The sequence below is a fragment of the Pseudomonas sp. WAC2 genome, from assembly GCF_030403525.1.
Classification (GTDB): domain Bacteria; phylum Pseudomonadota; class Gammaproteobacteria; order Pseudomonadales; family Pseudomonadaceae; genus Chryseomonas; species Chryseomonas luteola.
Genome location: NZ_JAUEPD010000004.1, coordinates 111,791 through 127,830 on the forward strand (window position 1 = coordinate 111,791; position 16,040 = coordinate 127,830).

Genomic DNA, 16,040 nt, shown 5'->3' on the forward strand with positions numbered 1-16,040 from the left:
CGCTCTAGGAGGCGCCCGATGATCCATATATCCAATGCATCGTTAATATCACTGCAGGTCGAGCTGGGCAAAGCTGACAAGCCTTCGGTGCATCTGGATCTTCATGTTGCAGAAAACATCGCTATGGGCGCCAAGATGCATTTCCCTGGCTCATGGTTGGATCAGCAGCGAGCATCGCTTGGACCACTCCAACGAAAAATGTTTGATGTTGCCCTGAAAGTGTTAAGTGGGGACGAAAAGCCCAGAGCTGTTCAGGCCAATGGTATGGGCCGAGAAATTCTTTTGGACCGCCCTGCCTATGGGGCTACCACCATTAGTATTGGGTTTGAAAAGCCGATGTCTGAGGTATTAGGCTTTCTCGGTATGAGTGATGGTAAGGGCAAAGCATTACTCTCTTTAGGTACAAAGCTGGCAAATGCACTGTCACCCAGCACCAAGCAAGCTAGTAACGGCAGCCTGATGGCAAAGGCGCGCAGTGCCTTACCAGGTAATATTGGTTTAAGTAGCGTAATCCGAAATATCACGGGACAGTTCGTCTCCGCAATCAATAACCCAACAGCTCAATTATCTGGTAATGCGGAAGCTCCGCCGCCGCTTCCTCCGCGTACTGGCCACCAGAACGGTAATCCTAATAGTACCTATGGACCGCCCCCTCTTCCTCAAAGGCCACGGGCAAACAGTTTTCCACGTACAGCCCGTGAGGCACAGGCTGGCTTTAGTACAGAATCCAAGCCATCTACCGGACGAACACCGAAAGAAACTCCACCGCCGCTTCCACCTCGTCCAGGTCAGGGTCCCAAGATCAACCCGGAACAAGCACCTGGGGAAGCGCCTTTCTTCGGGCATGCATCGGCCAGCAGCTTTTCGCATGCAAATTATGAAAACTACGAAATGGACCCTAATGAGGCGCAAGCGGCTGAGAACAAGGCAAGCCAGGAGGCACCCAAGCCCCATCTGAAGTCACGTTTGAGCCAAGTGGCGTTGGATGCGAAGCTCAACGGTCAGCGTCTACCGGATGAAAGCGCAAATGCGAAGTCACCCAGGCCTGAACGCTCTGAACCCAATGGCTCTGAATTCAATGGCGAGCGGCCGTCTGCTGGTAGACCACGTGCGAACAGTGCTCCACCACCTCGTCAAACGAGGGAACCCAGGGTCGACAATGATAAACCATCCATGCACTCGCAAGAGGATGAAACAACTACCAACGGCGCAGCCAACGTGGCCGAGGACACCAAAGCTAAGCCTGCGGTCAAACCGCTTTATGCACGCTTAGGATTGTCTGAAGCATCGCCAACCGAAAGGGATATTACCAGAGCTTATCGAAAGCTTGCTCTAGAAAAGCATCCGGATAAAAACAAGGATAATCCTAAGGCAACGGTCGAGTTCCAAGATATCCAGCAAGCTTATGAAATCTTGAAAAACCCAGAACAGCGGTATAAATACGACCAGGGTCTAATCAATGACCAGGGCCACCCTACACAACCTTTCGACTCTTGGGGTTAGGCGGTCATCTACATGCCAGGTTACCATCAAGAGCCTTCATTTATCTGGCTAAATGCTTCTTGATCGAAAATGATAGATCGAGCCTGCTACGCTTAAGCGATGCCGGACTATTCAAAATAGGTGTGCCCCATTAAACGACATTGCGCCCAGATAGTAACGCTGATAACTAGCCAGTCCTTCCCTACCTGCTAGGATCCGCTCCTTCTTCTGTTGTGCACTTGTGACATAGGGTTCCAGGTTACCCAGGCATCCATCTTATTCCAATCCGGCTTGTCCGTCTGCTGGGGTGAGATAAGCGAGTTGTATATCTGCAAACGTAAGGCCTACTCTTCTGAGTACCGAGATCTACAGACAGTGAACGCCTGCCGCCTTGGTAACAGCCATCCTCTTACCTTTGAGATCGGCCAAGCTTTGGAGCGGTGAGTCATCTTACACAACAATGACCTGAGCGTTAGGCGACGGAGCATTAGCTGCTAAGTAAGTCAGTTGAGCACCGGCCGCTTGGGCAAAGATTGGGACGGTATCGGCCACATAGGCTGAGACATCAACGTTTTCAACCTTCAGGAACTCGAGCAGTGGTAGGTCGCTGGTGGACCCATGCTAAGTCACTTTAACACCTTGAATATGAAAGACCTGCTCCAGTCTGCCCTGGCTCTTGAGGATTGCAAGCAGCATTGAGGATTTCTGAGAGCCGATGCAAAGGGTGTTTGCCTAACTAAGTCAACATAAGCGTTGTTATAAGAAGTTTTAGATAATTCCTCAAAGGCCATGATGGCCTAACATTTTGCAGCTCACTAATGTCCGATTCGAACGCTAATTGGTAGCTCTGTTCTCTGGGAACAGCAGGATGATTCCGAGTTATTCCATGTTAACCCTCTCTGACAAAGTCGAGTACCCGTGCGAGCATGTCATCGCAGGCGTCTAGTTGCTTCACAGTAATGAACTCGTCAGGCTTGTGCCCTTGCTCCATACTTCCAGGCCCACATATTACGGTTGGGATTCCAGCCTCATCGAATAACCCGCCCTCTGTCCCAAAAGCCACGGTGCTGAAAGCATTCGATCCGCAAAACTGTGCTATCCATTGTGCCGCCTGGCTTTGCGCGGAGGTATACAAGCCAGGATAACTCGACAGCTCGCTAAAACGGATGTCGCATTGCTTGCTTATAGCAAGCATCGCAGGCAGCAACGTGGACTCGGCATACTGCCGCAACTGTTGTGCAATCTGCCACGGATTAAGCGATGGCAATGCACGTACTTCAAAATCGAAACTGCAATCTTCCGGCACGATATTAAGTGCCTTGCCTCCAGCAATTAAACCGGTCTGTACGGTAGAAAATGGCGGATCGAAGCGGTCATCAATATGCGGTAGTGCCTGTAATGTCTCACCGAGACGGCCAAGTTCTATAATCAAGCGGGCAGCATATTCGATGGCATTGACTCCCTGCGGGGCGTAAGCTGAATGACACGCAGCGCCATGCACCTGACAGCGCATGGCAAGCTTACCTTTATGACCCAAGATAGGCCTGAGCTCAGTGGGCTCGCCGATTATGCATAGTAGCGGTTTAACCAGCTCTTGGCTCAAGGCTTCCAGCAGCGAGCGTACGCCAAGACAACCTACCTCTTCGTCATAACTAAGCGCAATGTGCACGGGAATACGCAGCTTTGCACGCGCGAAAGCAGGCACCGCCGCTAGTACGCAAGCAATGTAGCCTTTCATGTCAGCAGCGCCACGGCCGTACAACTTGCCGGACCGCTCAGTAAGCGTAAACGGCGGGAATGTCCAGGCCTGGCCGTCTACGGGGACCACGTCGGTATGTCCAGACAGGACAATACCTGGCACCCCGCTCGGGCCGATAGTCGCGAACAGGTTAGCCTTTGTACGCTCTGCGTTATAAATGACGTTACACGTTACCCCTACTTCAGCAAGGTACGCTCTAACAAAGTCGATAAAGGCAAGGTTCGATTCGCGGCTAGTGGTGTCAAATGCAATCAAGTGACCCAGCAACTCACGGCTAGTACTCACCGATCATCTCCCGGCACCCCATAGCCTGGGGCTTTAGTAGGTTCTAGAGCACGATCGATATAGTCCTGAAGTTGTGGGTGATAAGCCTCCCACAATAGGCCCAGCGCTGTGATGGGGTCGGTATCAGCCCAATCCACACGCAGATCTACAATTGGCCATGCTACATCGCCTACTATTTTCAAGGCTGCTGAATGTACAGGACCAGCTTCGCCCCCCAGGCGCTGACCGGCCCGCATCGCTGCCAGCAAACGATCAGCCAAGTGCCCCTGTACCGTTTCAAACTCCTCTACCATAACCTTGATGACTCCAGGGTCGCTCAGCATGTTACCCGCCGCTACGCACTGCTCACCTTTTAAAGCATTGCTCACGCCTAGAGTGTGGCTCCCACTAAAATGCGCTGTACGACCAAGATGATCAATGCAGGTGACCTGTCGATAATCACTATACGCGTGTTGAACCATAGCGTTATCGAGTGCCTGCTGCGGCGAGTACCCTTGGGCTATCAGACCCAATATCTCCGGGCCCAGCGCCGGGAGGGTAATATTTTGCGAGGCGACCGCGCCTACGCCGGGGTGCAGCCAGGGGCAGCGCGCGCCTACAGCAATGCTCGAGGAGCTAATAGCGATACCCAATTGACCGGTTGTGGCGCAGCGGGCTGCGATAGAAAAGGTCATGCTGATACTCCTGTCGTTACTCTGGGATCACGGCGATGACGTCGATTTCCATCAACCATTGCGGTTGACCCAGGGCTGAAACCACTAGTCCTGTGGATATTGGAAATACGCCTTTGAGCCACTTGCCTACTTCTTGGTACACCGGCTCCCGATAGCGGGGATCGGTGATGTACGTCGTAGTTTTGACAATATGGCTCAATTCACTGCCTGCCTCCTCAAGCAGCAGCTTGACGTTTTTCATGGCTTGCTCGGCTTGCGCCTGGGGATCACCCAAGCCGACCAGATTGCCCTCGAAATCAGTGCCGACCTGCCCACGTACGTATATCGTGTTACCGGCACGTACCGCTTGGCACAGGTCGTTGTCTAGGCTCTGGTTGGGATAGGTCTGCTTGGTGTTGAACATGCGAATACGTGTATGAGTGGGGCTTGCCATATATGGCTCCTAACAAAAGGGTTTTGGCGTAATGTTGTGTCTTGATTAAGCCGTCCGAGGCTGTAAGGCAGGGTCGGCATGAGTTTGAGGTAGTGGGTAGCGCTGGTAATTGCGCTGAATGGCAATCTGGTCGGCGACGTGTCTGGCATCATGCCAGACGCCCCAAATGAAGGCGGATCCTCGACGACTGAGCCACGGTAACCCGACAAAGTAAATGCCCTGCTCGGCAGCTACACCACGCTGGTGGCGAGGCTTGCCATTGGCATCAAAGGTATCAACCTGCAACCAGCTGAAATCCGTCGCGTAACCGGTAGCCCAGATCACTGTGCTTACACTGTTTGCAACGAGGTCCAGCTCACGTAGCGGCTGGCGGATGCAGGGGGCATCGAGAACACGCTCTCGCGCAGAAGGTTCGATAGGCAGATCCAGTCCGTTGCGCTCAACATAGGCGTCAGCAGCGTCCAGCAGAGACAGATAGTTTTCATCTCCACGGTTCAGGTTTTCTACCAGATCGCACTTGAACGTGACCTTGCCGTCTTCGAAAGACTCGGTCAGCCCAACTAGAGTCATGCCAGCCTGAGCCAGACGGCGAAAGTCCACTGTGTGCCCTCCCCGCGCACCACTGACCGCAATCGTCACGTGCTCCCGGCCCGGTTGCATGGTTTCGGTATCCCATAGTCCAAGCACACCCAACCACCAGCAAAAGTCACGTCCGCGATAAGCCCGAGGTGGCCGGTCATGAGGACCGACTGAAAGGTATACGGTTCTACCTGCGCGCATCAGCTCGTCTGCAATCTGCACGCCGGAGGAGCCTGCGCCAACAACCAGGACGGCACCGGCCGGTAATTGCTGAGGGTTATGGTAATGAGCAGAGTGAATCTGGTACAGGCTGCCATCCTGAGGGGCAATGGATGGAATCACTGGCTTTTGAAACGGGCCTGTTGCCGCTACCACTCGCTGCGCCTGCAGTACACCCTTAGACGTTTCGACGGTAAAGCCGCTCTGGCCTCGATTTCGGGTAACACGCTTGACCTCGATGCCTGTATGGATTGGAGCACCAATGCGCTTTGCATAGCTCTCGAAGTAGCCTGCTATCTCATCCTTGCCTGGAAAGCCCTCAGCAGGGGTTTTGAATTCCAGTCCGGGAAATCGATCGTGCCAGGCAGGACCATTAGCCACCAACGAGTCCCATCGACCTGTCCGCCAGGCTTCAGCGATACGGCTTTTTTCTAATACTAGATGTTCGATACCTAGGCGGCTTAGGTGCTCACTCATCGCGATACCAGCCTGCCCTGCACCTACTATAAGCGTATCGATTTCTGTCGGTATTTCAGTCATGACAATATCCTTCGGCCCTAATATCTGCGTATTGGCCGTTTTCTAGGCATTAATAAATACATCAGAAGTCGCCCTGCCTTGCCGTACTATGGTGGGCAGGCCAAGCGTGCCAGGATCAATCCAGAATTGACGGATCTGCCTCTAGCATCAGCTGTTTCATTTCTTCGAAATGCTGCTCTGAGAAGTCAGTGATTTTCTCCCAGCTTCGAGCAGTCTTTTCGGCTACATCGTCAGTCAGTAGTCGCAGCGGTTGACCGGTGGACCAGGCAGTTACCAAAACCTGACAGGCGCGCTCCAGAGTCCAGATGTCGTCAAAAGCCTCACCGATAGTCGGCGCCGTCACTATCACTCCATGATTACCCATGAGCAGACGCTTCTTGTCCTTGAGCAATCCGGCCAGACGGGCGCCCTCGGCTTCAGTGTCGGCCATGCCTCCGTATAGATCATCAACTGCCAGTCGATTGAAATACCTCGCAGTGTTTTGATCAATCGGCGGCACATGTGGATTGGCCAGACATGCTACAGCTGTGGTGTAAACCGGATGCAGATGCAATACAACCCGCACCTCAGGCAGCAGCTTGTGAATCTGTCCGTGAATGGACCAGGCAGTGGCATCTACGTCAGGTCGATCCATACCTTGCGGATCATCTGCATCGAGTAATAGCAGGTCACTTGCACGAATACGCGAGAAATGCTTCCACTTGGGGTTCAGCAGAAACTGTTTACCGTCAGCCGAAACGGCCGCACTAAAATGATTGGCAACAGCTTCGTGCATGCCTAGATGGGCAATAATGCGAAATGTGGCCGCAAGGTCGACACGTAATTGCGCCTCAAGAGATAGTCCCATGGTATTTCACCTTACAAAGGCTCGCTGACAGGAACGTGAACGGGCCAGATGGATATTTAGTGGGATGGCATCATGGAGGCGATGTCAGCTTCGGTTGGAGCCTGGAAGTTATACTTCTTCATCAAGGCGGCGTATTCGGGTGTGGCGGTGTATTTTTTCAGTCCGTCAATCAGTGCCGCCTTGACCTCATCGTTGCCTTTCTTCACACCAAAGCCGTTCAGGACGGGATAGATAAGTGCGTCTGAAGAGATGACCACTCGATTACCCAATTTCTCGACTACACCGCGTGCCACGGCTGCGTCAGTGATTTGGGCCTCGACTGCATGTGCCAGCAAAGCCTGGGTAGTCTGAGGGTCTGTGCTGTACTCACTTAAGGCGATGGGTTGCAGACCATTTTTCACGCAGTACTCTTGGGAGAGCTTACTCAGTTGTTGCAACCAGGAGGTAGCGCCCATCGAGCCAATTTTATGACCACAAAACTCCTCAGGCCGTTTGGGTTGGTAGTCGCTGCCTTTTAACGACAGAATCGACTCCCCGCTCTTGAGGTAAGGAATCATATCTATGACCTTCAGACGGTCCTCGGTGATATACATAGACGAATTGATAATATCGAAGCGCCCGCCCTGCAGGCCGGTGATCAAGTTCGGAAACCGCGTATCTATATTCTCGGCGGTACGCCCCATAGCCTTTGCCAAACCATCAAGGAATTCGACGTCAAAACCGGCCGGCTGGTTGTTCTGCATGTACTCATAAGGAAAAAATGTCAGGTCTGAGCCTGCGATGATCTTCCCAGGCTGCTGAAAGGCCCAGGCCGTGCAGGACGCCATGACTGCAATCGTACCTAATACACCTGTCGCCACAGGTCGAGCCAGGAGACGTAGCACTTTCATAAGAATTTCCTCTAAGATTTGAGTGATCAGACTGTTGCTTCGTCGAGCCCGGCCTGTTGTACGAAAAAAGACGCGCCACGTGGTTTTTGGGGCAAACGCATCTGGTTGACTGTGCTGCGTACTAACCCGCTCTCCTGACCAGCTATTAGTTGGCCGCTGTGTACGCTGGGTAGTGGGTTTTCACCAAAAGGCAGAGCGTCCTCTGCGGCATAAACACTGATGAACAGCGTGCGTGGCAACTCGGTCTCATTAGGACTTGAGGCATGTAGTAATCGGGTATGCATAAAACATACTGAACCAGCCGGACCAAAGCACGCCACCGGCTCTTGGCAATGCTCCGTAACGACCGAATCGCTGACTGCACCGGTAAAGCGGTCATTATGCCAATGCGACCACAGTGGCCCTTTATGGCTACCCGGGATGACATTTAGCGGGCCATTTTCTGGCGTCACGTCACTCACCATCAGCAGCGCCGTAATGAGATCGTCGTTACTGTGCGGTGTAAAAAGAAAATCCTGGTGCCACTTCACCTGTGTAGCTGTATGGGGTAATTTTGAGTTGATCTTACTGTGATGAAAGCGCGTACCGCTGCCCCCAATCAGTTGTGCTGCGATTTGTGCCATACGTGATTGGAGAGCGGTTTGTTGGTAGTTCTTAGAGATCTCAGTGGGTGAGCTAACCCGGCGCAGTGAGGGGTGGTCAGGTCGATGGTCGCGTTCCAGGTCAAAGCGTGCACGGCCATCCTGGGTTTCACCCCACCCTTGCGTATAGGCGCGACTCTCTTCTACCCATAGGTTAAAGTCGCGTTGCAGTGCTGCAACTTCGCTAGCTGAGAATACACCTTCAACAACGAGATATCCGTGTTGATGAAACTGATCTACCTGCCATTGCTCAATCATGGGGTTGCCTCATGTATTCAAAAAGGGTTACGCCAACGAAACATCCTTGAGGAAAGCCTCTATCCGCGGGTACTGCCCGTTACGCAAGACTTGTGGTGCGTCATCGCAGACCACGCGACCTTTCTCCATAAAAACGATGCGGTCCGAAACCTTAAAAGCGAAGTTCATCTCATGAGTGACAATCACCATCGTAATGCCCTCTTTTGCCAATGCTTCAATGACCTGCAGGACCTCATTGACCTTTTCAGGGTCGAGCGCAGAGGTTGGCTCGTCGAACAGCATGATTTGAGGGCGCATCATCAGAGCACGGGCAATTGCTACACGTTGCTGCTGGCCACCTGACAACTGATGTGGGTACTTCCATGCATGATCGAGCATGCCTACTTTATGCAGCAGCGCATATGCTTGCTGCTTGAGTGCATCTAGCTCATCCAAACGGTGGTAACGAGGTGCCAATAGCAGGTTGCCAAGTACCGTTAAGTGAGGGAACAGGTTAAAGCTCTGAAACACCATCCCAATATTCAGGCGATGCTCCACATGCTCGACGAAGCGGGGTTTTTGCGCGCCCTGTTTGCTTAAGTAGATAAATGGCTGACCATTAATCTTGATCTCGCCGTTATCAAGTTGCTCAAGCCCATTTAGCAGTCGGATCAATGTCGTCTTACCAGAGCCAGAAGGACCAATCACCGACACTACTTCACCAGGGCGGATATTAAGGTTGACTGCTCCCAGCACTTCGACATTGTTATACGCCTTGTGTAGACGTACAGCCTGTAGGGCGGGCCGATTGTCTTCAGTAAGCGGTCGTGAAATCGGTGCCTGTTTCTGCGTGGCCAGGGCGAGAATCTGGTTATCCGGTACCCACGAAACCTTACGCTGGGTCACATCCAGGAGTCGCTCCAGGCGTTTAAGTAAGAAATCGAAGACGGTGACGATCAGTACATAGTAGAACGCGACCGCTGCCATGGTCTCCATGACCATGAAGTTCTGTGAGTAGAGCCGCTGGCCAACCATAAGTATTTCAGTTAACGAAATAACTGAAACTAATGAGCTGAGCTTCACAATAGAAATGTATTCGTTAGCTAGCGAGGGCAATGCCACTCGCAGCGCCTGAGGAATGACTACCCGCCACTGTGTCCCGAAAAACTTCAAACCCAGCGCACGCGCCGCCTCTCCCTGCCCTTTAGGGATTGAAAGCAGGCCGCCACGATGAATTTCTGCAACGTAGGCAGTCTCGCAGATCACCATGGCAATTAACCCGGCCCAGAAGGGGTCTGCCAGAACCATAGACGTAGCAGGTATCGCCTGAGGCAGGTTGTATATAAAAATCAACAAGACTAGAAGTGGCACACTGCGAAACAACCAGATATAGCCTCTAGCGGGTAGGTTCAGTGCATGACGGTCCGACTGTTTAGCCAGTGCCACGAAAAACCCAAGGGCAATGCTAATTATCCATGTCAAAGAGCTCAGTTTGATAACTGTCCAAGTGGCTAGCCAAAACTCTGAATCACCCAGCAGGCCAAACATGTAGTTCCAATTAAAAGTCATTGCTAGCACGCCTGCCATATCTGATTAGAAGTTGCGTGTTTCTCGCCTAAGACGCGATATTTGCCACGTCTTGGCAACTACAGAATTGGCGAGTGCCCTATGTACCGTCAATTAGCAAATTTTGGCCCATTGCATAGGTTTGCCCTATACAGCAAGCGGTACGGTGCACGCCCTAGGTCAAGGTGCAAGCGAAGCGCCCCAGGACAGAGCAAGATGGCTTTGACTAAAAGAGAGACGCCACGTCTTGGTGCGGATTGAGCACTAGCCGCTATGAGCCTAACGGAGCTTAATGTGTCAAAACTACTAGATCCGTTGACAGTTAGCCCGCTCTGAAACACTGGCATGGTTCTCGCTTAGTTGAAGGAGACTATCCAAGCGTTATTTCTGAAAAGGCTTTGCCTATAGGCATCCAGTGACTCATTTCACGCTCAGGCAACTCAGATATTTTGTGGCGGTAGTAGAAGAAGACAGTATCGTCGAGGCCGCCCGACAGCTACACATATCGCAGCCATCTATCTCCGTAGCGATAAAAAATCTTGAGGAAACGTTCAACCAGCGGCTGTTTATCCGTCACCATGCTCAGGGCGTGTCGCTCACAGCCAGTGGTCGCAGGCTTTATGAGAGAGCTAGAGAACTTCTACGCCTTTCGTATGAGCTTGAGCAGAACGCACGTGCTGAAAATGACCTGGTGTCAGGCACGGTTGCGATTGGTTGTTTCGAGTCTGCAGCGCCTTTGTACATGCCTAAATTGGTGGCCGGATTCAAGCAAAACTACCCTGAAATCACCATACAGCTGTATGACGGCGAGCAGCATGAACTCATGCATGGGTTACATCGTGGACGTTTCGATCTAGCCTTTCTCTATGATCTTGAGTTGGGTGATTCGATTAATAAGGAAAGGCTTAATGCTCCACACAAACCTTACGCATTACTCCCGGCTGCACATCCATTAGCGCGGAAAAAGGCAGTCACGCTAAAAGAACTGAGTCGAGAACCGATGATCTTGCTCGACGTAGTACCCAGCCGTAATTACTTCATCGACATTTTTAAGGAAAAGGGCTATTGCCCAACGGTGGCCTATAGTTCACCTTCAATTGAAATGGTTCGATGCATGGTGGGGCAAGGGCTAGGATTCTCGGTCTTGGTTACACGGCCAAGTACTGATATGACCTATGACGGCAAACGTCTGGCGCAGGTTAATATCCATGATGAAATGCCAGCCTCAATGTTAATCATGGCCTATTTGCGCAACAACGAGCCTACTAAGGCCACGCAGTTATTCATGGACTATTGTCGTACGGTTGATCTTTCACCAGGAATCCTTGCCCACGCCGAACCGGCGTAATAGCCAAGAGCCGCAAATTTGCGGAGCACAGATAAGGCCTGGTCACCCTCAAGCATGGGCGCGATCATTAGTCTTTGTACTATCGGTAACGCTAGCGTCCGGTTGCCCCACGATCACTTAGGGCATGTAGGTCCGTGAACCATTAAGGAAGAGTGAGTATTCAATGACCGAAAAGATTGAAAACGGCCGTCTCTGGCTGGGCCTTGCACTATCCCTACTGGCCGTCCCGGCGGCCTTTGCCGATGCACAGGACAAGCAGGACTGCACGGTTGCTGAGTTCACCATGGGGCTGCGCTTCCAACAGCAGTCGGCAGAAATCCAAGCGCTGCAACTGCAAGCCTACAATATAGCCACCGAAAAGCAGGACAAGGCCGTAGCAGCGGCCAAGGATCCATCGAAGCTCGCTCGCCGTGGTGACTGATCTGGATGAGACCGTGATCGACAACAGCACTCTGCTAGCACGCGATCTGGCCAACTGTCACACCTACGATTCCTGGGACACCTGGCTGGCCTGGAAGCGTGACGGCACTCCCGCGTTGATTCCCGGCGCCAAGCAGTTTCTACGGCACGCCGACAAGTTGGGTGCGACCATTCGCTATATCTCCGACCGGGCCGACAAGCAGAAGCCCTACACCCTGGCTACCCTCAGCAAACTTGGCCTGCCGCAGGTAGCCGAGGACAGCGTGCTGCTAGGGCCACCCAAGCTTGAGCGTCAGTGCTGATCATCAGATCGTGCTGCTTTGGGCGACAACCCTGCATGACTTCGACGTGCGTTTCCGTAAGACGCCGCTGGATCAGCAGCGCAGCACCGTGGCCAGCGAAAAGGGCAAGTGGGGCAGCGAATGAATAGTATTCCCCAATGCGGCCTACGGCACTTGGTCCAAGGCTTCCTGGAAGGCCAACCGGCCGTCGAACCCTGGTAATGGCATCTGCCACTCGTGTACTGGTTGCGCATCGCTATCAAGGCACTAGAAAACAAGCTTTGTGCTGGACTAATGCTGGCCCTTCTTGTCCAGCCATACAAACGCATTGACAGTGATCTTAACCCAGTTTTTTGAGTTCCCAAACACCAGTATGGATCCATTCGAATGGACAGGTCACAAGGGTCTTCGATATGTGTTCGTGTGAGGAAAGAGGTCGGCTACTGAACAGCGATGCCGATAGGACTGTGTTTTATATTTCTGGTCTGTATGGCAGGATTTCTAATTGCAGTAGGGCTATAGGCCAGAAAAGCCAAGAGAGCTGAAAATTAGTTATTTAACACAACAAAGGTTATGCGAATTCTGCGTGTAGCGGCTAAATAGTAGTGTCCCTATCTAGCCAAATAGAAAGGTTTTGATTAGAGCCGCGTCTAACTGACTGACAGTAAGCCTCTGTAGGTCAAGAGCAGCCCCATGACAGCGTGTGGGCAGATCCCGATGAGCATGCGAGAAGTTGACCGCCTCAGCTCAATGACGGGTTACCACTTTCCATTGCCGAGAAAAACTTAGTCTAGTGTCCGGGATCAGTTAACCATTATATGGGAAACTTGATCGGAGAATCCCTAGCAGAATTTCCCTTGCTATCGTCTACGACCTATCCTCACGGGAGGAACGGTATATATCCTACTCATGATTGTTGGAAGCAACGAGTGAGCAGGATAAGTTCTCTACCTAGGGAAAGCAGCCAAAGGGTTTCAGCAGCCTTCTGTGCAGCGAGTTAAGCTAAGGAGAGAGTGCTGGGCTTAATACTTACGATATCGTTCAGAAGCGTCTTAACGAGCGTTTTAACGTCTTCGAGCGGCGTGTTGCTTTTCGCGATCCGGTTGATAAGGATGCGGTCAGCCTTCTGCAAACTTGGAAGGCAACGTTTAGCGGTTTCACGTATTTCTTTGTTCGTGCCATGGATTTGCGCTGAAAGGGAAAGGCAGACCGCTGCGTCAAAAAATCTCAAGTATTTTGTTCCTAGATGGATTATATCAAGGCGCCAGTGTACTTCTTTTCAACGGTTTTGACAAATAATCAAAAATATGGTTAAGAATCATAGTCTCTTATCCGCTCGGTCAACATCAATGGCCCAACCCAGAAGCACTCACACCTGCCGGTCATTGGTTGCCTGATCAGTCGACTCAAGTTGCACTGAGGCAACGCTTTAGCTCGTTTTGACACAACCCGAGAGTAGATCAAATAGCTCATCACAAAGGGCAGATGGCTTAAAGCAACATTGCCAAGCGTAATGCCTCCCTGAACAGCATGTATTTGAGTAATGTCTGGATAATGCCTAGGCAAAGAAGCCGATTTATCAGCACATGGATCAGACGCTTTTAGTATTTCCAGGCTGGAACCTTCAGAACAAGAAATCTGATTGACCGGGGGCGACACAGCCGCTGTTTCTGTACGGGTCCAGATTAATAGTAAATATTCCGGTCAACCTGCTGACGGAGATTTCCGCTTCACGCGCATCTGGAAACGGGTCTGTGGCAGGTTGCGGTCGCCCATTTTGGCATCATTGCCTAACAGGCTCAGAAGCTAACTTACTGCTGCATAAACTCAGGGCGGGGCAGTATGCATGCAGAAAGCTGCTCCACTCCTGCATCACCCCCTCCTCTTTTCTAATAAACCCCCTCGGTTATAGGCCGCTTCCACTTTGCTGCCCAGCGTATGCGCCAGGCCATCTCCCAGACCTCGCGCGGATAGTTCGTGGTATCGGCCGCCCAATTTCTAAAGGTTGCGCGAAAGCCATGCGGGACTGCCATGTGAACCTTTAGGGTATCCAGTACGCGACCAATGGCATTGCCGGGAATACAGCCTGTACGGCAGCTGTTGGGAAAAACCAGGCGATTTATGTTCACTCTGTACGCGGTTTCCGCTCACCAACTGGTTCAACTCTGTACGAACCATGTTGCGATATTGCTGCGGCTCAAGCGCCTCGATCTGGGCGTCTGCCCAGGCCCGAAAGCCCGCCTTGCGCTTTTCCTTTCGCTGAAAATTCTGCCTGCTTCGGCATAGCTGCGCTCGCGGTTCTGCTGCCAGAACGCAAACATTTCAGCCTCTCAGGTTTTAGCGCGGCTCGGTACTCTGCAGATTAGTTGGCAAGGTTAAGGATAGTGTGGGGCTGGCGCTGGGCGTGATTTCCATGGACATAAGCATCTCCTGAGACAACCGGCCTGATATCTGCCTCTGCTATGAAGCATGTGCAGCTTCCATAAGCCCATTAATTTGAGTGTCTTGCAGGGAGCCCTTCAAACAACTACAACCGAACCACTGCAACCTTCCACAGACGTTTGCAGTGGGCCAAGAGTAAACACACCCTACTCCCTGATTCGAGTGTTTAACACATACTGTGAAAAAGACGGCTAGGCCGTTGGCACTGTTCCGCCGTCGATAACAAACTCGCTTCCGGTAATGGATGCCGCTCGAGGAGAAGACAGAAAACCAATCAGCTCAGCAACTTCGGACGGGGAGGATGGACGCCCGAGCGGGATGCCCCCTAGTGCTTCCATGATGATCTGCTTGCCGCCCTCATAGTCAGTACCTGCCTCCTGCGCGAGTCGCTCGGCAAGCGCAACTGACGCTTCGGTTTCAACCCAACCCGGCGAGACCCGGACGACACGCACCCCCTTGGGCGAGACCTCTTTGGATAAACCCTTACTGTAAGTCGAGAGCGCAGCCTTAGCCGCCGCGTAGGCTAGTGTAGCCTCTGGCAGAGGAAGCTGACTCTGGATGGAAGTCACGTGAATAATGACCCCTGCCTTTCGCTCTAGCATATCGGGGAGCAAGGCGCGATCCAGGCGCACCGCCGGAAACAGGTTTAGATTGAGTTCACGTTGCCACTGTTCGTCGTCCAGCGCAGCGAAGCCGCCGCCAGGTGCCGACGAACCGCCCAGGACATGAATTATGATGTCTACGCCGCCCAGTCGCTGCTTGATCGCGGCGACCAACGCAGCACAGCCTTCCCGGGTCGAGAGATCAGCCGGGACGAAGAGGTCATTCGGCATCTCAATGTCCGTCTGCCGGGCCGAGGTAATCACCTTCGCACCCTCGGCCAGGAACAGTTCGACTACAGCTTTCCCGATGCCTTTGGTGCCGCCGGTAACGAGGACTCGCTTGTTACTCAAATCAAGTTTTAGCATGGCATGATCTCCAGTGAGCAGACTTGATCGCCCTCCAGCAGGAATACGTACCCAGGCTGGACCGGGCCAGCAGGAAAGTTGCCGGTAAGCTGTGCAAAGACGGTCAGCCTACCCTCGCCAGGCAGGGCGTGCAGAGGTTGGACTGGATACGAGACCGCCCCCCGGGCCTCATATCGCCAGGCTTCGATGGCCTTGATGCGTTCATGCGTTTTGCTCTCGCCAGACGCCGTGATCTGTGAACAGAAGCAATTCTTGCGCTGCGATACGTTACCGTCATTGCTGATGTCGAGGTATGTCCCAACGACATTGGAAAGCTGAACGTTCATTTGCTGTTTCCCGAATCGATTACTCGAAGCGATCTTGCTACCAGACTAATAGTTTGTTCAACTGGGACAAAGCGTATGAGCTATCCCATAATCTAGGACAATC

Annotated in this window: 16 protein-coding genes and 1 pseudogene; 6 read left to right on the forward strand and 11 right to left on the reverse strand. The window is 52.4% G+C overall.

What is annotated here, in order from left to right:
• Window positions 1-18 precede the first annotated feature (18 nt).
• Window positions 19-1,503 carry a DnaJ domain-containing protein gene (locus QWJ10_RS10085; RefSeq protein ID WP_289926025.1) on the forward strand — a complete coding sequence of 495 codons (1,485 nt, stop codon included), beginning with the start codon at window positions 19-21 and terminating at the stop codon, window positions 1,501-1,503.
• A 147-nt stretch (window positions 1,504-1,650) separates the two neighbouring features.
• On the opposite strand, the pseudogene QWJ10_RS10090 reads toward QWJ10_RS10085, so the two are convergent.
• The 9 genes and pseudogenes from QWJ10_RS10090 to QWJ10_RS10130 all read right to left on the reverse strand — a co-directional run.
• A pseudogene (locus QWJ10_RS10090) lies at window positions 1,651-2,178 on the reverse strand (ABC transporter substrate-binding protein); the annotation flags it as partial.
• A 193-nt stretch (window positions 2,179-2,371) separates the two neighbouring features.
• Entirely contained in the window at window positions 2,372-3,526 is a 1,155-nt protein-coding gene (gene argE / locus QWJ10_RS10095; protein WP_289926027.1) for an acetylornithine deacetylase, read from the reverse strand.
• Window positions 3,523-4,200, reverse strand: coding sequence for a DUF1028 domain-containing protein (locus QWJ10_RS10100; protein ID WP_289926029.1), 678 nt, complete (start codon window positions 4,198-4,200; stop codon window positions 3,523-3,525). Before QWJ10_RS10100 ends, argE begins: the two co-directional genes overlap by 4 nt.
• 16 nt (window positions 4,201-4,216) lie before the next feature.
• The gene (locus tag QWJ10_RS10105; RefSeq protein WP_289926031.1) at window positions 4,217-4,633 is read right to left on the reverse strand and encodes a RidA family protein; all 417 of its coding nucleotides are present in this window, start codon (window positions 4,631-4,633) and stop codon (window positions 4,217-4,219) included.
• Window positions 4,634-4,678: 45 nt separating this feature from the next.
• Entirely contained in the window at window positions 4,679-5,971 is a 1,293-nt protein-coding gene (locus QWJ10_RS10110; RefSeq protein ID WP_289926032.1) for an NAD(P)/FAD-dependent oxidoreductase, read from the reverse strand.
• A gap of 115 nt (window positions 5,972-6,086) precedes the next feature.
• Window positions 6,087-6,818: a class II aldolase and adducin N-terminal domain-containing protein gene (locus QWJ10_RS10115; protein ID WP_289926034.1), complete on the reverse strand. Its 732-nt coding sequence runs from the start codon at window positions 6,816-6,818 to the stop codon at window positions 6,087-6,089.
• Window positions 6,819-6,874: 56 nt separating this feature from the next.
• The gene (locus QWJ10_RS10120; RefSeq protein WP_289926036.1) at window positions 6,875-7,708 is read right to left on the reverse strand and encodes an ABC transporter substrate-binding protein; all 834 of its coding nucleotides are present in this window, start codon (window positions 7,706-7,708) and stop codon (window positions 6,875-6,877) included.
• A gap of 26 nt (window positions 7,709-7,734) precedes the next feature.
• Window positions 7,735-8,607 carry a phytanoyl-CoA dioxygenase family protein gene (locus QWJ10_RS10125; protein ID WP_289926038.1) on the reverse strand — a complete coding sequence of 291 codons (873 nt, stop codon included), beginning with the start codon at window positions 8,605-8,607 and terminating at the stop codon, window positions 7,735-7,737.
• A gap of 27 nt (window positions 8,608-8,634) precedes the next feature.
• Window positions 8,635-10,155, reverse strand: coding sequence for an amino acid ABC transporter permease/ATP-binding protein (locus QWJ10_RS10130; RefSeq protein WP_289926041.1), 1,521 nt, complete (start codon window positions 10,153-10,155; stop codon window positions 8,635-8,637).
• 412 nt (window positions 10,156-10,567) lie between these two features.
• On the opposite strand from QWJ10_RS10130, the gene QWJ10_RS10135 reads away from it, so the two are divergent.
• From QWJ10_RS10135 to QWJ10_RS10155, 5 genes are all read left to right on the forward strand, one after another.
• Window positions 10,568-11,500, forward strand: coding sequence for a LysR family transcriptional regulator (locus tag QWJ10_RS10135; RefSeq protein WP_289926042.1), 933 nt, complete (start codon window positions 10,568-10,570; stop codon window positions 11,498-11,500).
• Window positions 11,501-11,663: 163 nt separating this feature from the next.
• Complete coding sequence (locus tag QWJ10_RS10140) at window positions 11,664-11,921, forward strand: hypothetical protein (RefSeq protein ID WP_289926044.1); 258 nt, start codon at window positions 11,664-11,666, stop codon at window positions 11,919-11,921.
• A 13-nt stretch (window positions 11,922-11,934) separates the two neighbouring features.
• Window positions 11,935-12,222, forward strand: a complete 288-nt coding sequence (locus QWJ10_RS10145; RefSeq protein ID WP_289926045.1) for an HAD family acid phosphatase — start codon at window positions 11,935-11,937, stop codon at window positions 12,220-12,222.
• On the forward strand, window positions 12,206-12,346 hold the full coding sequence (locus QWJ10_RS10150; RefSeq protein WP_289926052.1) for a hypothetical protein: 141 nt from the start codon (window positions 12,206-12,208) through the stop codon (window positions 12,344-12,346). The genes QWJ10_RS10145 and QWJ10_RS10150 overlap by 17 nt, the downstream gene beginning before the upstream one ends.
• Before the next feature lie 1,976 nt (window positions 12,347-14,322).
• Entirely contained in the window at window positions 14,323-14,487 is a 165-nt protein-coding gene (locus QWJ10_RS10155) for a hypothetical protein (protein WP_289926054.1), read from the forward strand.
• A gap of 347 nt (window positions 14,488-14,834) precedes the next feature.
• Here QWJ10_RS10155 and QWJ10_RS10160 read toward each other — a convergent pair whose 3' ends face one another.
• Together QWJ10_RS10160 and QWJ10_RS10165 are read right to left on the reverse strand one after the other, a co-directional pair.
• Window positions 14,835-15,611 (reverse strand): SDR family oxidoreductase, encoded by a 777-nt coding sequence (locus QWJ10_RS10160; RefSeq protein ID WP_150345985.1) that lies wholly within the window; start codon window positions 15,609-15,611, stop codon window positions 14,835-14,837.
• Window positions 15,605-15,937, reverse strand: a complete 333-nt coding sequence (locus QWJ10_RS10165; RefSeq protein ID WP_289926057.1) for a nuclear transport factor 2 family protein — start codon at window positions 15,935-15,937, stop codon at window positions 15,605-15,607. The genes QWJ10_RS10160 and QWJ10_RS10165 overlap by 7 nt, the downstream gene beginning before the upstream one ends.
• Window positions 15,938-16,040 lie beyond the last annotated feature (103 nt).

Bases quoted from the DNA above. Each gene is read 5' to 3' on its own strand.
- QWJ10_RS10110 (WP_289926032.1), bottom strand. From the start codon at position 5,971: ATGACTGAAATACCGACAGAAATCGATACGCTTATAGTAGGTGCAGGG.
- QWJ10_RS10140 (WP_289926044.1), top strand. From the start codon at position 11,664: ATGACCGAAAAGATTGAAAACGGCCGTCTCTGGCTGGGCCTTGCACTA.
- QWJ10_RS10115 (WP_289926034.1), bottom strand. From the start codon at position 6,818: ATGGGACTATCTCTTGAGGCGCAATTACGTGTCGACCTTGCGGCCACA.
- QWJ10_RS10120 (WP_289926036.1), bottom strand. From the start codon at position 7,708: ATGAAAGTGCTACGTCTCCTGGCTCGACCTGTGGCGACAGGTGTATTA.
- QWJ10_RS10100 (WP_289926029.1), bottom strand. From the start codon at position 4,200: ATGACCTTTTCTATCGCAGCCCGCTGCGCCACAACCGGTCAATTGGGT.
- QWJ10_RS10130 (WP_289926041.1), bottom strand. From the start codon at position 10,155: ATGACTTTTAATTGGAACTACATGTTTGGCCTGCTGGGTGATTCAGAG.
- QWJ10_RS10160 (WP_150345985.1), bottom strand. From the start codon at position 15,611: ATGCTAAAACTTGATTTGAGTAACAAGCGAGTCCTCGTTACCGGCGGC.
- QWJ10_RS10105 (WP_289926031.1), bottom strand. From the start codon at position 4,633: ATGGCAAGCCCCACTCATACACGTATTCGCATGTTCAACACCAAGCAG.
- QWJ10_RS10125 (WP_289926038.1), bottom strand. From the start codon at position 8,607: ATGATTGAGCAATGGCAGGTAGATCAGTTTCATCAACACGGATATCTC.
- QWJ10_RS10085 (WP_289926025.1), top strand. From the start codon at position 19: ATGATCCATATATCCAATGCATCGTTAATATCACTGCAGGTCGAGCTG.
- QWJ10_RS10165 (WP_289926057.1), bottom strand. From the start codon at position 15,937: ATGAACGTTCAGCTTTCCAATGTCGTTGGGACATACCTCGACATCAGC.
- QWJ10_RS10155 (WP_289926054.1), top strand. From the start codon at position 14,323: ATGTTCACTCTGTACGCGGTTTCCGCTCACCAACTGGTTCAACTCTGT.